General features: G+C 55.4%; 15 protein-coding genes and 1 tRNA gene. 9 read left to right on the forward strand and 7 right to left on the reverse strand.

Going from position 1 to position 20,133, the window contains the following annotated elements:
• Positions 1 to 743: 743 nt before the first annotated feature.
• The 4 genes from LBO03_08600 to LBO03_08615 form a co-directional block, all read right to left on the reverse strand.
• Positions 744 to 831: transfer RNA gene (locus tag LBO03_08600), tRNA-Leu, on the reverse strand.
• A 183-nt stretch (positions 832 to 1,014) separates the two neighbouring features.
• A complete protein-coding gene (locus LBO03_08605; protein MDR3349631.1) occupies positions 1,015 to 1,455 on the reverse strand; it encodes a MarR family transcriptional regulator in 441 nt (146 codons plus the stop codon).
• Between the two features lie 316 nt (positions 1,456 to 1,771).
• On the reverse strand, positions 1,772 to 2,275 hold the full coding sequence (locus LBO03_08610; GenBank protein ID MDR3349632.1) for a PaaI family thioesterase: 504 nt from the start codon (positions 2,273 to 2,275) through the stop codon (positions 1,772 to 1,774).
• A gap of 27 nt (positions 2,276 to 2,302) precedes the next feature.
• Entirely contained in the window at positions 2,303 to 4,774 is a 2,472-nt protein-coding gene (locus LBO03_08615; GenBank protein ID MDR3349633.1) for a response regulator, read from the reverse strand.
• Positions 4,775 to 5,113: 339 nt separating this feature from the next.
• Here LBO03_08615 and rpsF point away from each other — a divergent pair, with 339 nt between their 5' ends.
• From rpsF to LBO03_08660, 9 genes are all read left to right on the forward strand, one after another.
• Entirely contained in the window at positions 5,114 to 5,398 is a 285-nt protein-coding gene (gene rpsF, locus LBO03_08620) for a 30S ribosomal protein S6 (GenBank protein MDR3349634.1), read from the forward strand.
• A 15-nt stretch (positions 5,399 to 5,413) separates the two neighbouring features.
• Positions 5,414 to 5,833, forward strand: a complete 420-nt coding sequence (locus LBO03_08625) for a single-stranded DNA-binding protein (GenBank protein MDR3349635.1) — start codon at positions 5,414 to 5,416, stop codon at positions 5,831 to 5,833.
• Positions 5,834 to 5,850: 17 nt separating this feature from the next.
• Complete coding sequence (gene rpsR, locus LBO03_08630) at positions 5,851 to 6,087, forward strand: 30S ribosomal protein S18 (GenBank protein ID MDR3349636.1); 237 nt, start codon at positions 5,851 to 5,853, stop codon at positions 6,085 to 6,087.
• Between the two features lie 154 nt (positions 6,088 to 6,241).
• Positions 6,242 to 8,248, forward strand: coding sequence for a DHH family phosphoesterase (locus LBO03_08635; protein ID MDR3349637.1), 2,007 nt, complete (start codon positions 6,242 to 6,244; stop codon positions 8,246 to 8,248).
• On the forward strand, positions 8,223 to 8,672 hold the full coding sequence (rplI, locus tag LBO03_08640) for a 50S ribosomal protein L9 (protein ID MDR3349638.1): 450 nt from the start codon (positions 8,223 to 8,225) through the stop codon (positions 8,670 to 8,672). The genes LBO03_08635 and rplI overlap by 26 nt, the downstream gene beginning before the upstream one ends.
• 7 nt (positions 8,673 to 8,679) lie before the next feature.
• Positions 8,680 to 10,011, forward strand: a complete 1,332-nt coding sequence (gene dnaB / locus LBO03_08645) for a replicative DNA helicase (protein ID MDR3349639.1) — start codon at positions 8,680 to 8,682, stop codon at positions 10,009 to 10,011.
• Between the two features lie 153 nt (positions 10,012 to 10,164).
• On the forward strand, positions 10,165 to 14,739 hold the full coding sequence (gene gltB, locus LBO03_08650) for a glutamate synthase large subunit (protein MDR3349640.1): 4,575 nt from the start codon (positions 10,165 to 10,167) through the stop codon (positions 14,737 to 14,739).
• The gene (locus tag LBO03_08655) at positions 14,732 to 16,225 is read left to right on the forward strand and encodes a glutamate synthase subunit beta (GenBank protein ID MDR3349641.1); all 1,494 of its coding nucleotides are present in this window, start codon (positions 14,732 to 14,734) and stop codon (positions 16,223 to 16,225) included. The genes gltB and LBO03_08655 overlap by 8 nt, the downstream gene beginning before the upstream one ends.
• A 122-nt stretch (positions 16,226 to 16,347) precedes the next feature.
• Positions 16,348 to 16,896, forward strand: a complete 549-nt coding sequence (locus tag LBO03_08660) for an XRE family transcriptional regulator (protein MDR3349642.1) — start codon at positions 16,348 to 16,350, stop codon at positions 16,894 to 16,896.
• 555 nt (positions 16,897 to 17,451) lie between these two features.
• On the opposite strand, the gene LBO03_08665 is transcribed toward LBO03_08660, so the two are convergent.
• The 3 genes from LBO03_08665 to LBO03_08675 all read right to left on the reverse strand — a co-directional run bounded on the left by LBO03_08665 (position 17,452) and on the right by LBO03_08675 (position 20,078).
• A complete protein-coding gene (locus LBO03_08665) occupies positions 17,452 to 18,045 on the reverse strand; it encodes a hypothetical protein (GenBank protein MDR3349643.1) in 594 nt (197 codons plus the stop codon).
• 182 nt (positions 18,046 to 18,227) lie between these two features.
• Positions 18,228 to 19,913 carry an NERD domain-containing protein gene (locus LBO03_08670; protein ID MDR3349644.1) on the reverse strand — a complete coding sequence of 562 codons (1,686 nt, stop codon included), beginning with the start codon at positions 19,911 to 19,913 and terminating at the stop codon, positions 18,228 to 18,230.
• A gap of 15 nt (positions 19,914 to 19,928) precedes the next feature.
• On the reverse strand, positions 19,929 to 20,078 hold the full coding sequence (locus LBO03_08675; GenBank protein MDR3349645.1) for a hypothetical protein: 150 nt from the start codon (positions 20,076 to 20,078) through the stop codon (positions 19,929 to 19,931).
• Between the last annotated feature and the right edge of the window lie 55 nt (positions 20,079 to 20,133).

Genomic DNA, 20,133 nt, shown 5'->3' on the forward strand with positions numbered 1-20,133 from the left:
AATATTCCGGCTGTTTCTCTGTATGTGTGTCCAGCGTTCAGATATTCAATTGTCCGTTTTCTATATTTTTTATCATAGCTCATAGCAATTTTATATTATCAATTTACTGTCACATTTTCGATGCTATTTGACTATAATTGCCAACCTTTCCGCAAAATGGCATGATGTAATAATCAAAACGGGAAGCGGGCGCAAAAGATGAAGCAGCAAACTTTCTCCGACATAGAATGCTCGAATCTCAAGCGGCAAACCAAACGGGACGAGTTCCTGAAAATCATGGACGAAATCTCCCCCGGGGGAATGGGCTGCGATAATCAAGCCGTTTTACTTCGACAATGCTGTCGGGCGCGCGGCATAGAGAGCATGCTTTAGATGTTTTTCTTGCGGGCATGGTTTAACTTGTCGGGCGAAGGCATGGCAGATGCTATTTACGACAGTAACGAGGAGCAGGTTTCCGACTCTACGATGCTGTGCAAATTTCGGAAGCTGCCGGCCAACAACTGTCGCGGGCGCTTACCGCAGCTTGCGCGGCGGCGGCGGCAAGTACCTGGTAAAAGCCGGCCGGCGCTGGCGGCTTTAAGGAGAAAATGGCAATTTAGCAATTCAAATTTCCCTGTCGGCATAAAATACGCCGGCAGGGAAATTTTTTGTTTAGAGATATTTTGAAGCTGATGTTGGAAGTTTGTTAGAAGTTGAGACAAAAAACGGGTTTCGGCTGTTTTGCCGAAACCCGCTCGCTTACTTGGTGCCGAAGGCCGGACTCGAACCGGCACGTGGGGTTGCCACGCTTGATTTTGAGTCAAGTGCGTCTGCCAATTCCGCCACTTCGGCGCTATAACATCGCAATTTTCATCCGCGATTGCAAATTGCAAAATGAGCAAAAACCAAGTTATAGAACAAAGTTTACATTAGTTGCGGCCATTTTGTCAAGCGCTCACAAGCAAAGGTAAAATTTTACGATGAAGCCTTGTTGGAAGGGAAAGGGCACGTCGTAAGTCTTCGCGCCCGGGCGGTTCATTTTTTCCGCATTTCGATAAGCTCTTTATTTATTTCGTCCAAGACATCGTATATCGCTTTCCGCTTTTCGCCGCCGGCGTCGCCGAACATGCTGGCGTATATGGTTTTATGAGCCGCTTTGCATTTGTTGCAGATGGCCATTCCCTTGTCGGTAAGGCTGACCCTGACGCAACGCGCATCGCGCGGATCCGTGGCCCTGTTGACGAGGCCGGCCGACTCCATGCGCCGCAAGGACACTCCCACGGTAGCCTTGCTTACGCCGAGCGCGCCGGCCAGTTCTTTTTGCGAGCGGCCGGAACGCTCGTCCAGAAGGAACAATATGTCCGTCTGCCCAACATAAAGATTGAATTTTTTAGATATTTTGTCAATGCATTTTTTGTATTCAGAAATTACGCTGTTGAATATATTGATCAGTTCGTCCGCTTGCTTCACAATCATAAGGAACCCCCTTTCGCCGGCTTGCCGCCGGCCACGTATATTTTTTGATCACACGGAGAGCCCGCGCCGGTTGGTAGTTTGCTTCTAATATTATTTTACCTTAATTGTCCGGCGGGGAAAAGTAAAATATTCCAAACAAAATGTTTTTTTCATAACAAAAAGGCTGCGCACATGCCTTGCGCCGCATAGGGCTGTCTTGCCCTGCGGCGTGCCCGGCTTCGCCCGGGGCGCTCCTTCTTGTCGGCAAAGCCCCCGAAACTTATTGCTTGGCCTGTGCCGGCACAGGCCAAGCTTGCCAAGCTTAGTTTTTGCGCGTTCAGCCCTCTGCGCCGATGTGCTTTTGCTCTACGGCATCGGGCGCTTTTATCCCATTCGCGGGGTGTTCCCCCAAAACAAAGAAAGTACCCTGCGCCGTGGCCAAAAGTTCCCCTTCCTGCGTGCGCGCCTCGCCCTCGGCCACTACGATGCGCCTGCCGGCGTGCACCGGGCGCCCTGTTACGTTGATTAGCGCGCCTTTGCCGCAATTGGCGATAAAGGAGGTGGTTATATTTAAGGTAACAATGTTGGCGCGCGTTTTCAGATGACAGGCATAGCCCATCGCCGTGTCAAGCGCGCTGGCGAACACGCCTCCGTGTACCGCCCCGTATATGTTGGTATGCTTTTCCTTTATGGGCAAAGCCATCTCCGCCACGCAGCCTTCCTTTACCGTCAGGCCGCTTGGTTCCAGCAAGGCAACCGCCGGGTTCCGCTCCATGAGCGCGCCCAACAGATCGCCCGTATGAAGCGGGTAAGCCGCGTCGCTGTTTTTTTTAAATTCCATAACTCACCTCAATATCCGCAAGGGCCATTAGAGATCCTTTTTGATTTTTGAGCCGCCGGCCGGTTCATCTACGCTCCATTTGTCGCGTGGAAGCCACTCGCACAGCACTTTTTCGATTTCGCGAGTTTCAAGCGGCTTTGACAAAAAATCGTTCATGCCGCTTTCCATAAACAAATCCCGCACATTGCCCATGACATTGGCCGTCAGCGCCACTATCGGCAATTTGCGGTATTTTTCCCCGGGCAGGGCCCGGATGATTTTTGTGGCGTCCACGCCGTCTATTTCCGGCATCATGTGATCCATGAACACAATATCATAATCGTTTTTCTGCACGAGTTCTATCGCTTGCGCGCCCGAATTGGCCGTATCCACCGTTCCGCCGTACGTTATCAGCACATTTTCCGCGATTACCAGGTTGATGTCATTGTCGTCGACGACCAAGAGCCGCGTGCCATGAAGCCGCAAAGAAACATCTTCAAGCTCGGACAGGCCTTTGCTGAAAGCGTCGGCGGCGTGGCTGCCCAAGATCTGGGCGATGGTGAGGCAGGTAAGGGGGCTGGTGACAAGTTTTATCCCCGGCGGCAATTCATGCGTATCCGGCGCGCGCAGCGTGACCGCAATGAGTTGCGTGTCCGGGCAGTATATTTTACCCAAATCGAAATCGTCATATTTGGCAAAATCAAAAAATACATGCGAATATTTGCCCATTTCGGCCGGACCGGCCAATATGTCGCAGCTTACCCCCATTTTGCCGATCTTTCGGGAAGTGACGAGCGCCTTTTCCGTGTTGTCAAACCAGACGGCCACGCGCAGGCCGTCCCTCCCGGCGAGCATGGTGGACGGGCTTTTGTCCTCTATCTTTTGCATGACATAAAACGAGAAGCAAGAACCCTCCCCGTATACGCTTTCCACTTGTATTTCGCCGTCCATCAGTTCCACCAGCTTCTTTGATATGGCCAGGCCAAGCCCCGTCCCTTCTATGCCGCGGTTCTTGCGCGTGTCAAGCTGCGAAAAATTATTGAACAAAACGGGCATGTCTTCTTTGCGGATGCCTATGCCGGTGTCCCGCACCGCAATTTTCAGTTTATAGTACCCGATCTTGCCGGACGGTTCCGCCCCGATGGAAAAAATGACGTTTCCCGCGCGGGTGAACTTTACGGCGTTTGTCAGCAGGTTGATGGCTATCTGCTTGATACGGGTCATGTCGCCGATCATCTCGTGCGGCATTTCCGGATCGTCGTCCACAATAAAGTCAAGCGGCTTGTCGCCGATCCGCATGTGGATCATGGCGACAATGTCATTGATGATTGAGCGCACGTCGTATTTTTCCGGCAAAAGTTCGACCGCGCCGGACTCCATCTTGGAAAAATCAAGAATGTCGTTGATAATGGAAAGCAGCGAAGTCGCCGCCGTTTTTATGTTTACCAAATATGTGAGCACGTTTTCATGGGGGAAACTGCGCAGGGCAAGATCGGCCATGCCGAGGACGGCGTTCATGGGGGTGCGGATTTCATGGCTCATGTTGGCCAGAAATTCGGATTTCGCCCGATTGGCAAGCTCTGCGGCTTCTAACCGCCGCTGCTCGGTGATGTCGGTGTAAAACCCTTCCAATAGGCGAGGGCTGCCGTCAGGATTTTTTTCCACCACCCGGCTGCGTTCCCAAATCCACTTGACGCTGCCGTCCTTCATAATGATGCGAAAGGTAGTTTCCAGCGGCAGGCCAAGGGAAAGTGTTTCGGCGTTAAGCTTTTCCAAAGATTCCAAATCGTCCGGATGCACCATGTCAAAAAATCTCAGCGCGTTGTTGCCCAAGAGTTCTTCGGGCGCATAGCCGACAAGCTCCCGGCAGCCTTCGCTGACGAAAATGAAAGTAAAATTCGGCGGGTCGTTCAGGCATTGGTAAACCATGCCGGGCAGATTGCTCATCAAATTTTCGGTGCGCCGCATGATCAGGCGCCGCTTGGCGCTTTCCATGGAGAGCGCGACAAAGTCGGCGAGCGAGGACGCGAAATTTTGTTCCTCAATTGACCATTCGCGCCTTTCGGGAAATTCCGGGCAGCGATCCTGCTCAATGCAAACCACGCCCACCAATTTCCCGCCGATGCGAATAGGAGCATCCAGCAAGGAACAGATCTCCGGCCCGTACGATTCTTGCAAATTGGGCAATATGTCCGTATTAAGCGCGTCATTGATTACGATCAGGCGCTTGGTCGAGAGCAGTTTCACATATTGCGGCCGTTCGTCCAAGGGAAAATCGTCCTGCACTACATGTTCGTCCGATATTTTGTTATAGCTGCCGATGCTTTTGAGCATCAAGCAACTGCCGCTATCGACCACCTGCCATATGCCGATGCGATGCGTATTCAGCGCGTAACAGCCCTCGCGCGCGATCACGTTGGCCGCGTCCTCCAATATGCCGGCCGTAAGCGCGGGCGTCTTGGTTATTTCCGCGAGGGCGCTGTTTAATTTGTTCGCGTATTCGGAATTGATTTTGCCCACAAAAACCCTCCCGTACTTACAATAAGTACAAGCCCTATATTGCAGTATATACTTAATAGCCGATAAACACAAGGGGGAAATCGCCCGTGAGCGTAGCTTGCCTCTATATTTTGCCGGCTGCATCCGCAGGCATTGGAACGAAAACGACGCGCCCTCGCACATAGCCCTTGCGTTCGGCTTCGCCCAAGCTGCCTTCCTCGTTGCTGACGCGCCCGCGCATATAGACCTTGCGGCAAAACCGCCGATCCCCCTTGCCAAAAAGATGCCTTGGTGATATACTTACATGGCGATCCCCTGCCCTTAGCGATAAGGGCCAATGTCCACAGAGGAGGTGATTTCGTGAGAGAGTACGAAGTCATGTTTATTGTAAAGCCGTTGGAAGACGAGCAAACGGAAGCGGTCATCGGCAAGTTTGAAAGTCTCATAACGGCCAATGGCGGCACGATCAACAAAATTGACCGCTGGGGCAAAAGGCGTCTGGCCTATGAGATCAAAGATCTCTGGGAGGGCTTTTATTGCCTCGTTTTCTTCAGCGGCGAAGCGGCTGTCGTGGCCGAGCTTGACCGTGTGCTGAAGATAACCGACGATATTTTGCGCCATATGATCGTCAAAGTTGACGCTTGAGCGGAGGTTGGTTGCATGAACAAGGTAATATTGGTCGGGCGCCTGACGAGGGACCCGGTTGTAAGGGTCACTCCCAGCAACAAGGATGTCGCTACTTTCACTTTGGCGGTGGACAGGTTTTCCGCCGGGCCGGACGGGAAGAAAGAAGCGGACTTCGTTCCCATCGTCGTTTGGGGGCGGTTGGCGGAGGTATGCGGCAACAACTTGTCCAAAGGGCAGAAGGTTTTGGTGGACGGGCGCATGCAGGTACGCAATTATGAGGACAAAACCGGGCAAAAGCGCTATGTGACCGAAGTTGTGGCGCAGTCGGTGGAATTTCTGGAATGGCGCGGCGGCCAAAGCGCCGCAGGCGCGGCGCCGGCCGCGGAGGGGCTGCCTTCCGGCGGCGGCGCTTTCGGGCCGGATATTTACCCTGACGACGATGTTCCGTTTTAAAAAAGGAGGTAGAAAAATTGGTTCGTGACAAAAATAAAAACAGACGGGTCAGAAGAAAAGTTTGCAACTTCTGCGCCGATAAAGTGGAGCATATCGACTATAAGGACTTGAACCGCTTGCGCCGCTACATTACCGAGCGCGGGAAGATATTGCCGCGGCGCATTTCCGGCTGTTGCACCAAACACCAGCGCCGACTTACCACGGCGATAAAGCGCGCGAGAAACATCGCGCTTTTGCCGTTCACCATGGAATAGCGGATCTTTAAGCGATCGTCCCGCAGCGCGCTTGGCGTTGTGGGATTTTTGCCTTTTGAAAGTTTTCGCGCGGGAATATCGGCAGCGTCCGCCGAATTTCAAGACCATTGCCGGTATTTTTGAAATGGCGCGGCTATGCCCCGGAGGTATGAAAATGCTCATAAAAAATTCTCTCTGGCGAGAAGTTTTGCCGTCTGCCGCCGCTGTTTTAGTCATGGCCGCCGTTTTGGCCTTTTTCGCCCCGCGGGCGGCGGCCTTTCTTGCGGCGGCGGCTTGCGGCGCGCTGTTTTGGAACGCCAAGAACCGCCAGAGGCGCATAGAATCCTTCCTGGCGCGGCGCATTGCCGAATTGACCGCCAGCATGGAGCGCGCCGATTTTTTTGCCTTGTCGGAGCTGCCCATAGCGGTAGCGGCCTTTGACGGCAAAGGCCGGCTGCGCTGGCGCAACAAAGCGTGCGAAAGCTGGTTTCCCTGCGACCAGGCCCTGCTGGACGTGGAGCATATATTGCCGGGCGTTTCCTTGGAAAAATTTGAGCAGGGAAACGCAGAGACGCCTTACGCGCGCGAGGGCAAATATTACCGCATCGCGTACCGCAGCGAGTTTTTGGACGAAGCCGAGACCGACCGCCTGCTGCTATTTTATATGACCGATGTTACGCAGTATGAAAACATGAAGGAAAAGTTTGACGACAGCCGCCTGGCGGTAGCGTACCTGCAGTTTGACAATTACAACAACGTCCTGAAGGGGCTAAGCGACAGCCAGAGGGAGAACCTGAAGGCCGAAGTAAACAAATTGGCCGGCGCCTGGGTGGACGAGATAAAAGGCGTTTACCGCCAATACAGCGACGACATGTATTTTATTGTCATGCACCGCAAGTCTTTGGAAGAGGCCATAAACAAAAAATTCGACATACTCGATCGCTTCCGCGAAATAAAAATGGGCAACAAGCTGCCGGTTACTTTCAGCCTCGGCGCATCCTGCGCGGACGGGGAAATCGCCGCCATCAGCGAGAAGGCCCGCTCCTGCCTTGACATGGCGCTCGGCCGCGGCGGCGATCAGGCGGCCGTGTCCTTTGACGGCAACATTCTTTTCTTTGGCGGCATGACAATGGCGCAGGAGAAAAATACCCGGGTAGGCGCGCGCAGCGCGGCGCACGTCATCAGGGAACTTATGTCCAACGCGGATGCGGTTTTCGTGGCCGGGCATATAAACGAAGATTTCGATTCGATCGGGGCGGCCATCGGCGTCGCGAAAATGGCGCTGACCGTGAAAAAGCCGGTGCGCATCATAAACAGCGAGCAGGGCATTGCCCTTGTCAAGTTCCGGGAATTGGCGGCAGATTACGAGGAATATAAAAACATCCTGATCTCCGACGAGGAAGCCGTGCGAACATTCGTTGAAAACTCCCTGCTCATCCTCGTGGACCATAACCGTCCGGTGCTCTGCGCCGCCCCCGGGCTTTTGCGGCGGCTGAAAAACAAGGTCGTCATCGACCATCACCGGCGTTCGGAGGACTTTATCTCCGACGCTGCTTTGATTTATCAGGAACCGGCGGCCTCTTCCACTTCCGAATTGGTTACCGAGCTTATTACCTATTTTGCCGACAACGTGGAATTTAACCGTTTGGAAGCCAGCATACTCTACGCCGGCATTTTGGTCGATTCAAAAAATTTCGCCGTGCAAACCGGCGCGCGCACTTTCGAGGCGGCCGCCGTCCTGCGCACGGCCGGGGCTGACCCGCACATGGTGCGCCAGCTTTTCAGGGAGGATGTCGCCTTGGTAAAATGCCGGGCCAAATTATACGGCAATATGGAGATATTGGAGGGCGGCATCGCCATATCTTCCGGCGTTTTGCCGCCGGAAGGCCATTCTTCGCTCGCGCTCGCCCAAGTGGCGGACGGCATGCTCAACTTAGAGGGCGTAAACAGCAGTTTCGCTTTGGGGCAGATGGGCGAGGAAATAACAGTCAGCGCACGCTCGTCTGGCCGGGTGAACGTGCAGCTGATCATGGAAGAGCTCGGCGGCGGCGGGCACCAGACGGTAGCCGGCGTCAAGATCAAAAAGGTGGGCATTGACGACCTGAAGGCGCAGATTGTCGAATTAGTCAAAAAACAGATGGAGGAGAGTGAGGCCGGTGAAGGTGATTCTGCGGCAAGATGACAAAAAGCTGGGCAAACGCGGCGACGTTGTGGATGTGTCGGAAGGGTACGCCCGCAATTTCCTTTTGCCGAAAAATCTGGCCATGGCCGCCACGGAGGCCAATCTCAACCAGGCAAAGCAGCAAAGGGACGCGGCGGCATTTCGCGCGAAAACCCAGGAGGATCAGGCACTTATGCTGTGCAGCCAGCTAGGCAAAGTACAAATAACCGTCAAGGTAAAAGTCGGGGAAAACGGCAAACTTTTTGGTTCGGTTACCGCCAAGGACGTGGCGGAAGCGCTGGTTAAAGAGACCGGGCTGGATATCGACCGGCGCAAAATAGAATTGAAGGAGCCGATTAAAAAGACCGGCGAATATAAGGCCGTGGCCAAGCTACATCCGAATATAGCGGCGGAATTTGCCGTGCGCGTCCAAGAAGAGGAGTAAAGCGGACATGCAGGAGCAACGGCTGCCGCCGCAGAACATAGAGGCGGAACAAAGCGTCCTCGGCGCTATGTTCCTGGAAAAAGAGGCCATAGACAAGGTGGAGCATTTGCTCTCGCCGCCGGATTTTTACCGCCCGGCGCATCAGGCGATCTATCAAGCGATCCTCAATCTGTCCGGCAAAGGGGACGCGGCGGATCTGGTAACGGTGCCGGAGGCGCTGCGGCGCGAAAACAAGCTTGACGACGTGGGCGGCATACCTTATATAACCTATCTGGCCAATACCGTGCCCACGGCGGCCAACATAACCTTTCACGCGCGGATCGTGGCGGAAAAAGCCGTTTTGCGGCGGTTGGTATCGGCGGGGACGAGAATCGCCGGCATGGGCTATGAAGAAAGCGGCGACGTAGCCGCCACTTTGGATACGGCCGAACAGGAAATAATGAACGTCGGCAAAGCGCGCCTCGGCAATAGCTTTGTCCCTATCCGGGAAATAGTGCACGCCGCCTTTGACCGCATAATGAAGGCCCATGACGCTAAAGGCGGCATAACCGGCACGGCGACGGGCTTTGTTGATTTCGACAAACTTACTGCCGGCCTGCAGCCCGCCGACCTCGTCATATTGGCCGGGCGGCCGAGCATGGGCAAGACCGCCCTGGCGCTCAATATCGCCCAGCATGTCGCGCTGCGCGAAAAAAAGCCGCTTGCCTTTTTCAGCCTGGAAATGTCCAAAGAGCAGCTTGTGCAAAGGCTGCTCTGCGCGGAGGCCAGGATTGACTCGCAGAAACTTAAAAGCGGCGAACTGGCGCAGGATGATTTTGACCGGCTGGTAAGGGCGGCCGACACTTTAAGCAAGTGCAACATTTTCATTGATGAAACGCCCGGGCTCACGATCATGGACCTTAGGGGCAAAGCCCGGCGTTTCCAGCGCGAACAGAAAATAGAGCTTGTGCTTATTGATTACTTGCAGCTTATGCAGGGGCGCGCCGGCAGCGAAAACCGCCAGCAGGAGATTTCGGAAATATCCCGTTCGCTCAAGGCTTTGGCCAAGGAATTGAACCTGCCGCTGATCGCCTTGTCGCAGCTTAGCCGCGGCGTGGAGAATCGGCAGTCAAAGATCCCCATGCTCAGCGACCTGCGCGAGTCCGGCTCCCTGGAACAAGATGCCGACATTGTCGCTTTTTTGTACCGGGAGGATTATTACAATACGGAAACCAGCAACGAAAACATCACCGATTTGATTGTCGCCAAGCACCGCAACGGGCCTGTCGGCAAAATCCAGCTTTATTTTGAGAAAAGGTTCACTTTGTTCCGAAACTACGGACGGATAGGCGAGCCTTAGTTTGCGTGTGCGCCGATTTTGGGGCGCCGGCCGGCCGGCGCGAAAAATAATGTATACAATTTGCAATTGTTCAGCGGCGACTTTATAATTTAAGCACTCCTTGTTTACATTCGCGCCGATGGCATCTATCTTCGGAAGGGTTGGGGGCAAGCTATGAATTCACCGATAAAGCGGGGGCTTTACGATCACCGGTTCGAGCATGACGCCTGCGGGGTAGGCGTTGTCGCGAACATTAAAGGGAAAAGGTCAAACAAAATCCTTCGGCAGTCATTGGAAGTCCTGCACAACATGGACCATCGCGGCGGGCAGGGCGCCGACCTTACATCCGGCGACGGCGCGGGCATTTTGCTCCAAGTGCCGCATGAATTTTTCGCCAAGGAATGTATCAAACTTGATTTGGAACTGCCGCCGGCCGGCGAATACGCCGTGGGCTTTCTCTTTTTGCCGCCGGACGCGGTGGAAAGGGAAAACACGCAGCGCCATTTTGAGCGCATTGTAACCGCCAACAACCAGAAAGTCTTGGGCTGGCGCGCCGTGCCGGTAAACGCCGCCGTCCTGGGCGAGAAGTCGCGCCAGTCGCAACCTTTTATCGCGCAGGTTTTCATCGGCGCCGGCCGGGACGTTTTAGAACGCCTGAACATTGACGACAACGCTTTGGAGCGCCAACTATACTCTATCCGCCGCCAGGCGGAAAAGCGCATACGGTACGGCAACCTGCGGGGCGGCAAATATTTTTACATTGCCAGCCTGTCCGCGCGCACCATAGTTTACAAAGGCATGCTGACGGCGCAGCAGTTGAGCCATTTTTATACCGACTTGCAAGACAGCGCCATAGAAACCGCCCTGGCGCTGGTACACTCGCGTTTCAGCACAAACACCTTCCCCAGTTGGGAACGCGCCCATCCTTACCGTTACCTTATGCATAACGGCGAAATAAACACTTTGCGCGGCAACATCAACTGGATGCGCGCCCGCCAGACCATGTGCGGCAACAGCCTCTGGGGCGGCAAGATAGACGAGATCATGCCGATCATCGACGAAACGGGTTCCGATTCGGCCATGTTTGACAATTGCCTGGAGTTTCTGGTCATGTCCGGCCGCAGCATACCGCACGCCGTGATGATGATGATTCCGGAGCCGTGGAGCAAAAATCCGCATATAGACCCTGATCTAAGGGCGTTTTTTGAATATCACGATTCGCTCATCGAAGCCTGGGACGGCCCGGCCGCCATGGCGTTCACCGACGGGCGGGTCGTCTGCGCCGCGCTCGATCGCAACGGGCTGCGCCCTTCGCGTTATTACATCACCCGGGACGGCACGATCATTTTAGCGTCCGAAGTCGGCGTGATCGACATCGACCCCTGCGACGTCATAAAGAAGGACCGTTTGCGGCCGGGGCGGATGCTCCTCGTTGACACCATTGCCGGCCGGGTCATCGGCAATGACGAAATCAAGCGGCAGATAGCGACCGAAAAACCCTATCAACAGTGGCTGGACGAGAACCTCATCAAACTCCAGGACATCGAGTTGAACGCCGAATTGCCGAAACCCGACCCGCAGACGCTTTTGCGGCGGCAATTGGCTTTCGGCTACACCATGGAGGACCTGACCAAATTTTTGAAGCCGATGGCCGCCAAAGCCCTCGACCCGGTGGGCGCCATGGGCAACGACGCGCCGCTGGCCGTCCTTTCAAAGCGGCCGCAGCTGCTTTACAACTATTTCAAGCAACTGTTCGCGCAGGTAACCAACCCGCCCATCGACGCCATCCGGGAGGAAGTGTTTACCGACACCTCCAGCGGCATAGGCCCGGAGAAGAACCTCATCGACCCGCAGCCGGACAGTTGCCGCCAGATCTTCGCCGCCTCGCCCGTTTTGAGCAATATCGAGCTGGCGAAATTAAAAAACATCAAACAGCCGAAATTCGAGGCGGAAACCATCCCCATGCTCTACCCGGTAGGCAGCGGCGGCGATGGCCTGCGCAAAGCCCTCTGCGCCCTGTGCGATGCGGCGGACGCCTTGATCGCCCAAGACAAATGCATCTTGATTTTAAGCGATCGCGGCATCAACAAAGAAGAAGCGGCCATTCCGGCGCTGCTGGCCGGCGCCTGTCTGCATCACCACCTGATCCGCAACGGGACGCGGCTGAAGGCCTCCATCATCATCGAGTCCGCCGAACCGCGCGAAGTGCATCACCTATCTTTGCTTTTGGGGTACGGCGTCAGCGGCATAAATCCTTACCTAGCCTTTGAAAGCATCGAGAATATGTGCGAAAGCGGCCTGATCAAAGGGATTGATTTTGAAAAGGCGACGCAAAACTATATATACGCCTGTACGCACGGCATAGCCAAGGTACTGTCCAAGATGGGCATTTCCACCGTGCAGTCTTACCGCGGCGCGCAAATTTTTGAAGCCATCGGACTTAGCGGCCAGGTCATAGACGAATACTTTACCGGCACGCCGTCGCGCATAGAAGGCATCGGCCTGGACGAAATAGCGCAGGAAGTGGCCATGCGCCACCATCCCGCCTTCAACGGAGCCGCGCCCTCGCTGCCGTCCGGTTCCGCCTTTCAATGGCGGCACGGCGGCGAACAGCACATTTTCAACCCGCGGACGATTTTTACCTTGCAGCAGGCTTGTTATAACGGCGACTACCGCATGTTCAAGGAGTTTTCCGATTTGCTGTCAGGGACTGAGTTTGCCGGGCAGACCCTGCGCAGCCTGCTGGCCTTTTCGCCGCAGCGCCTGCCGGTGGACATTGACGAAGTGGAACCTGCCGAAAGCATCTGCAAGCGGTTCAAGACCGGCGGCATGAGCTACGGCTCGCTGAGCCAGGAAGCGCACGAATGTCTGGCCGTGGCCATGAACCGCATCGGCGGCAAGTCAAATACCGGCGAGGGCGGCGAACATCCCGGCCGCTTTAAGATAAGCTCCGCCGACATGAACAAGCGCAGCGCCATAAAACAGGTGGCGTCCGGGCGCTTTGGCGTAACCAGCAACTATCTGGTCAACGCCGACGAACTGCAGATCAAAATCGCCCAGGGAGCCAAGCCGGGAGAAGGCGGGCAGCTGCCGGGCGGCAAGGTCTACCCCTGGATCGCGGAATGTCGCGGCACAACGGCGGGGATAGGGCTTATTTCGCCGCCGCCCCACCATGACATTTATTCCATTGAAGACTTGGCACAGCTTATCCACGACTTGAAAAATTCCAACCCGCGCGCCCGGATAAGCGTAAAGTTGGTATCGGAAATCGGCGTGGGGACGATTGCCGCCGGGGTGGTCAAAGCGGGGGCGGACGTCGTGCTCATCTCCGGCTACGACGGCGGCACGGGCGCCTCGCCGCGCACCAGCATAAACCACGCGGGCCTGCCGTGGGAGCTTGGCCTTGCGGAAACGCACCAAACGCTGATGCTGAACAATCTGCGCAACCGCGTGATATTGGAAACGGACGGCAAACTGCTCACCGGCCGCGACGTCGTCATCGCCGCCCTCCTGGGCGCGGAAGAATTCGGCTTTGGCACCGGGCCGCTGATTGCCTTAGGCTGCATCATGATGCGGGTCTGCAACCTCAACACCTGCCCGATGGGCGTCGCCACGCAAGATCCCGCCCTGCGCGCGAAGTTTCAGGGCAAGCCGGAATACGTCATCAATTTCATGCGCTTTGTCGCGCAGGAAGCGCGCGAATATATGGCCAGCCTCGGCTTTCGCAGCATGGACGAAATGGTGGGGCGCACCGAAGTGCTCTTGCCCAAAGAGGAGAGGCACTGGAAAAACAAAAACGTCGACCTTTCGCCGCTTCTTTACAAACCGGAAACCGAACCGGGCGCCGCGCGCATCTGCACGGCAAAACAAGACCACCATCTGGAAAAATCTTTGGATTGGCGCGAGTTGCTGCCTATCTGCAAAACCGCCCTGGCCACCGGCAAACCCATATCCGTGGCCTTGCCCATCAAAAATACCGACCGCGTCGTCGGGACCATTTTGGGCAGCGAGATAACGCGGCTGTACGGCGCGCAGGGTTTGCCGGAGGACACCATCGACCTGCGCTTCAAAGGATCGGCCGGGCAAAGCTTCGGCGCTTTTTTGCCGCGCGGCGCGACTTTGAGGCTGGAAGGGGATGCCAACGACCACTTCGGGAAAGGGCTCTCCGGCGGCAAACTTATCATCTATCCGCCCGCCGGCGCGAACTTTAAAGCCAGCGAAAACATCATTGTCGGCAACGTCGCCTTTTACGGCGCGACCGGCGGCTGCGCCTACGTTTCCGGCATTGCCGGCGAGCGCTTCTGCATAAGAAACAGCGGCGTCAACGCCGTAGTCGAAGGCATCGGCGATCACGGCTGCGAATATATGACCGGCGGCGCGGTGGTTATTTTAGGGCGGACCGGGCGCAATTTCGCCGCCGGCATGAGCGGCGGCGTCGCCTACGTCCTGGACAAGGCCGGCACTTTCGCCAGTTATTGCAACAAGGAAATCGTGCTCCTGGAACCGCTCAAAGATGCCGCCGACAGCCTGCTGGTGCAGAAGATGATCGGCAAACACCTGCAATATACCGGCAGCGCCGCAGCGCGGGACGTTTTGGACAACTGGAGCGTTTACGCCGCCAAATTCGTCAAAGTCATACCCAAAGACTACAAACTGGTCAGCCAGGTTTTGGCCAAATACCGACAGCAGGGCCTTAGCGAACAGGAAGCCAACATCAAAGCCTTTGAGGAGGTACAGGCCAATGGGTAAAGCGACAGGGTTTTTGGAATACGGACGCCGCAGCTTGCCGTCCCGGGAACCGAAGGAGCGCCTGCGCGACTGGGACGAGATAAAAAGCAGCGCCTTGCCGGAGAGAACGGCCCTGCGGGAACAGGCCGCCCGTTGCATGGATTGCAGCATACCTTTCTGCCACGGCGGCGTGTGGATGGCGAACGCGCTTTCCGGCTGCCCCCTGCACAACCTTATGCCGGAATGTAACGAGCTTATCTATCAGGGGCTGGACTTTTTGGCTTACCAGCGGCTATGCCAGACGAACAATTTCCCCGAATTCACATCCCACGTCTGCCCCGCCCCCTGTGAGGGCGCTTGCTGCGCCGGGCTAAACGGCGAGCCGGTCAGCATCCGCGACTTGGAACAGTACCTTAGCGAAAGCGCCTTCGCCGCCGGCTGGGCCGACAACCAACCGGCCAAGGCGCGCAGCGGATTAAAAGCCGCCGTGGTCGGCAGCGGCCCGGCCGGCCTCGCCTGCGCGGACGAACTGAACAAGGCCGGGCACGACGTTACCGTTTTTGAACGCGACGATCGCGCCGGCGGCCTCTTGATGTACGGCATACCCAACATGAAGCTGCCCAAGGGCATAGTGGAGCGCCGTCTGCGCCTTTTGGCCGAAGCGGGCGTCAAATTTGAACTAAGCAGCGAAGTCGGGCGCAGCGTCCCCGCGCGGGCGATGCTGGCAAAGTTCGGCGCCATAGCTATCTGCGCCGGCAGCACGGTCGCGCGTGATTTGCCCGTACCCGGCCGGGAGCTTAAGGGCATATATTTTGCCAAAGACTATCTGGCGGGCATTACCAAAGGGCTGCTGGAAGGCAACTTGCCGGGCGGCGAAGCAATAACGGCGCGCGGCAAGGACGTGGTGGTCATCGGCGGGGGCGACACGGGCACGGACTGCGTGGCGAGCGCTTTGCGGCAAGGCTGCAAAAGCGTGCGGCAGATTGAAATCATGCCCTGCCTGCCACATTCGCGGGCGGCCAATAACCCTTGGCCGCTGTTTCCCCGCGTATTCAAAACCGATTACGGGCAGGAAGAAGCGATAGCGGTTTGCGGCGGCGACCCGCGTGAATATTGCGTGCTTACGAAAAGTTTTGTCGGACCCTCCGGCGCGGTGTCGGAAATGCAAATCTGCCAAGTGGACTGGCAAAACAAAAACGGGCGCGCGGAACCGGTGGAAATCGCCAATACGCAAAGAAAAATACCGGCGCAATTAGTTTTGCTCGCTTTGGGGTTTGTCGGCGTGGAGCAGCGCCTGCTCGACGAATTTGAACTGGCGAAGAATCCGGGCGGCGGCATTGCCGTAGTTGACGGCGCTTACCAAACCGGCTCGCCCGGCATTTTTGCCGCCGGCGACGCCCGGCGCGGGCAAAGCCTGGTAGTATGGGCGATTGCCGAAGGGCGCGGCGCCGCCCGGGCCATGGATGTTTATCTGCGGACGAAAGAACCGGCCGGCCGCGCCCGGTAACAAGGCGCGTTTGTCGAACGGCCGCTTCCCGCCTTTTGCCCAAAAGACAGGAGGCGGCCGTTTGCCTGCCAAAAGCCGGGCGGCGGGGAGCGCGCCCGGCAAAGCAAAGGAAGGTGGATTTTTTGCGGGAAGTTCCGGCCAACGTCGGCGAAGTTATCCGTAAAGTACGCAAAGACCTGAAACTCAGCCTGGAAGACGCGGCCAAAAAAACGGGCGTCAGCAAGGCCATGCTCGGCCAGATAGAAAGGGGCGAGTCCAGCCCGACGGTTTCCACCTTGTGGAAAGTTTCCTCCGGGCTTAGGATAACCTTCTCCCGCCTGCTCAGCAAAACGGCGCAAGAGTACCGGGTAACCGACCTCTCGGAGATACGCCCTTTTTATGAGGCCGGCAAAAAAATGGCGCTTTACAACATTTTCCCTTTTGACCCCGTGACAGGGTTCGATTATTTTTATATCGTCCTGGAGCCGGGCTGCCGGTACATTTCCCCCACCCATCCCAACGTGCTGGAAGAAAGCATCGTGGTTACGGAAGGGGAACTTTTGCTGGAAATAGAAAAAGCCCCTTTCGTCTTGAAAGAGGGATCTTCCATCAAATTCCGGGGGGACGCGGCCCACGCCTATGCCAACGCTACCGCCCAAAGGACGGTTTTTCAAAATATCATGAAATACTGAACGAAGTTTTTTTGCAAGACGTCCCGTTCAAGCTCCCGCCGCCATATTGCCCTTTCCTGCCCGCGCGGGCAATAGCCGCTCCCCCGGCTTAAACATGGGCAAGGTTTCGGCCGGGGGAGCGTTGTCATTGTGTCAGTTCACAACAGCCTCTTTTGACCATCTCGGCCGCGCATTTATTGCATAGGCGGGACGACCTATATATGCGTTGTTTCGGCACGATGGAAGGGCAAACGTCGATAAACTCAAGCCAAAGCCAGCCCGAGCTTGACCGCAATGGGTCAGGCGGCTTCCCGCATTTTCTGCAAAAACGAGGCCCACAAAAAAGATTGAACGGGTTTCCACATAACTCCGTTGCGCCGTAAACTATTTTGCCCAACCCTTTCGCCTTTTTCCAAAGCCCCATGAAAAACACTCCTTTCTTTATTTTGCATAACTTTCAGGCAGGCTACCGATTCATTTAAGTAAATATTTTTAAACAAAGCCGGATGTTTTTTGCTGTGCCTGTTCCAAACGAATTTGTTTTTTAAAATAATCTTCAATATTATTCATGACTTATTACGAAAGCTCTCCCATTCTCGCTTTTTTATCGCGCATAAGGGCAATATATACCACGCAGGGCACTATTACACGGAAAGCGGGCCCCGCTATGCTATGCGCCAGCCAAGCCGCGCTGATCAAAGAACCTACTAGAAGCCTTAGTCCTGTATATATCAGCCCTTTTTTTGCCGCGTTGCCAAGCATGCCTCCATTTGTGCCCCAAATGCTTTTTGCATCGAATTCTTCCAGAAAATCTTCCTTCTGTGCATCAGATGTTTCTTCCCAATCTTGCCCTGTCACTTTTTCCAGCAGATTTCGTTCCATCCCCCAAACGTCAGGATCGTTTGGGTTGTGCGCCACGTCAAGCTCCTTGCACACTTTTTCCAATATATCCCGGTAGGTCGGATTTCCAAAAAAATTGGTGAAGGTATTCCCGCCGTATGCCAGAAATTCCTTTTCGATTTCGAGCAGGTATTTTTGGTGGTCAGGGTAGTATTCTTTGTATCTATCGGATATTGCCAAAAAATTGCTGAAGGTATCTGTGATAATGTTGACCAGCGGGTCCAACTCATCGTTTGTCCAAGTTTGCAGGAATTTCAAGTCTTTGTCCATCGTATTGCCTCTCCTTGTTTACTTAAGTATTGGATTTTTAATTCAACCTTTTTCCTTACGCTCTTTCCATTATTTTCACCCCTCGTTCAATGTTTCCGCTTTTATTATACCGGCGCGCTTGGACAGGAAATGTCCTTTGGCAAAAAAATCGGCATGTTGCCGGATAGCCGCCCCGGGCGGCTTCAAAAGCTGGCATTAAAGAGCCTGGCCAGCCCTTCCCTGCTTTTGGGCAAATCCCTGCCGCCCAGGATTTTATTCATGTATTCCTCATGCTCCGCCTCCGGCAGGTCTTCCCGCACCGCTATGCGCAGGATGTATTTCGCTCGGGACGCGCCGGAATAAAGCAGCCGCTTTGCCCCCTCCTCCGCCATGTCCCGCAGGGAACAGTCGAGAAGCAGCACGGCGTCGGCCTCCAGCCCCTTGAACTTTCTTATTGTCGTAAAGAGCAGTTTGCCTTTTTCGCCAAAGTTGTTGGTTATTTCCAACCCGGCTGCCTCCCGCGCCGTAAACCGGGACTTTTCCAGCGTCTGAGCCGTCAGGATGGCAATCTCGTTTACTGGTATTTGCTCCTTCACCGCGTATTGCACGAATTTTTCCGTTATGTCCAATAGCTCCTTCTCCGTGGAATAAAACTTTACGCGCGGCCTGATGCCGCTTATTTTGCTCGGCTCGGCGGCCGCGCCGATGATGCCGTAGGCCGTGGAAGATATTTCCATGGTGTTGCGGCAATTCTTGCTGAGGACGAGCCGGCACTCGGCGCTGTCCAGCCAAGAAGAAAGTTTGTTTTTCCCGACAAACTGGTTTTTGTCGTAAAAAACGTAAAAAGAGCCGTCCCGGCTCTTGCACAGTTTTGCCAGGCGGCAAAGGATATCGTCGTCAATGTCCTGCCCCTCGTCCACGATGACATCCTGATACGGCCAGCCATTACATTCCCCCGCCAAAAAGGCCTTAAACTCCGCCAGAATTGCATCGAAAGAAAGTTCCGGCTTGCCCAGCAGCTCATAAGCCAAAGAATGTACGTTGTGACAGGAGATGCTATGCGGGGCACAATTTGCTTTCAAAAAATCGCGCAGGAAGTTGTTAAAGCAAAGCAGCAGGACTTCCCGCCCCTGCTCGGCGAGCGCTTTGGCTTTTTCCACGGCCAGCATGGTTTTGCCGGTACCGGCCAGGCCGCTGATTGCGGCGGCCTTTTGCTCCGCGAGCAACTGCAGGATGGCGAACTGCTGCTCGGTCAGGCGGATGTATTGACGCTCGGCTGCCGCTACTTCGTCGCCAAGCTTGAGGGTGACGCAAAAGTGCGGGCAGAGGACGTCAAGAACCTTGCCGAACTGGGCCTTGTTCAGCCTGGCTTTGAACCTGGCGGCTCTTTCCCAGTAGGCAAAAGCCCTGTTGATGGCTTTCAGGGGCTGCGAAAGATCTGCCCCGTCCAAAGTTATCTCTTTGTCGGCTTCGGGCGGCAGGGCGGCTATTCCGGACAAGCTGACGGAGGGAAACCAGACGGCGTGCCCGACCATAGGCGTGTCCGGGGGAGAGAGGAAGGACTTTAACCTTTCCAAGATGGCGTATTTGCTCCTGGCGGCTTGGACGAAAGGGGCGATGCGCTTTTTGTAGCCAGTCTTGGTGTTGATTTGCAGCCATTCGCCCCGCTTGTATTCTATGCCGCCGGACTTTACTTCTATGACCAATATGCCTTTCCCCGGGTGCGCCACCACGAAATCCGCTTCTCCCGGCTGGCCTTTCTCGCGGAGCCAAGAAAAAGAATGAAAAACGGCGTGTTCGCCATCCAAGGCGCAAAGAGCCTCGAAGGCCTGGCTTTCGCCCCAGCTGCCGTTAAAGTTTTGGGGAACTTGCGGTATGAGCAGCGGCATAAAAACATTTTCCTTTCAGGACGGCATTCCATCGCCGTTATTTTGTTTTCCAGCTTTTGCTGTATATTCAGGCGTTCCTGCGGCGCGAACTTTTCCCGCCCGCCTTGAAGGTTTTGCTTTTTGCCCGGGGATTTCATTTGCCTTGATTTCCTTCGCCTCGCGCATCCCGCGGCATCCCCGGCGGACAAGATTGGGCATAAAACCCGACGGCCGCAAAGCG

This window comes from Acidaminococcales bacterium (assembly GCA_031290885.1).
GTDB lineage: Bacteria > Bacillota > Negativicutes > Acidaminococcales > JAISLQ01 > JAISLQ01.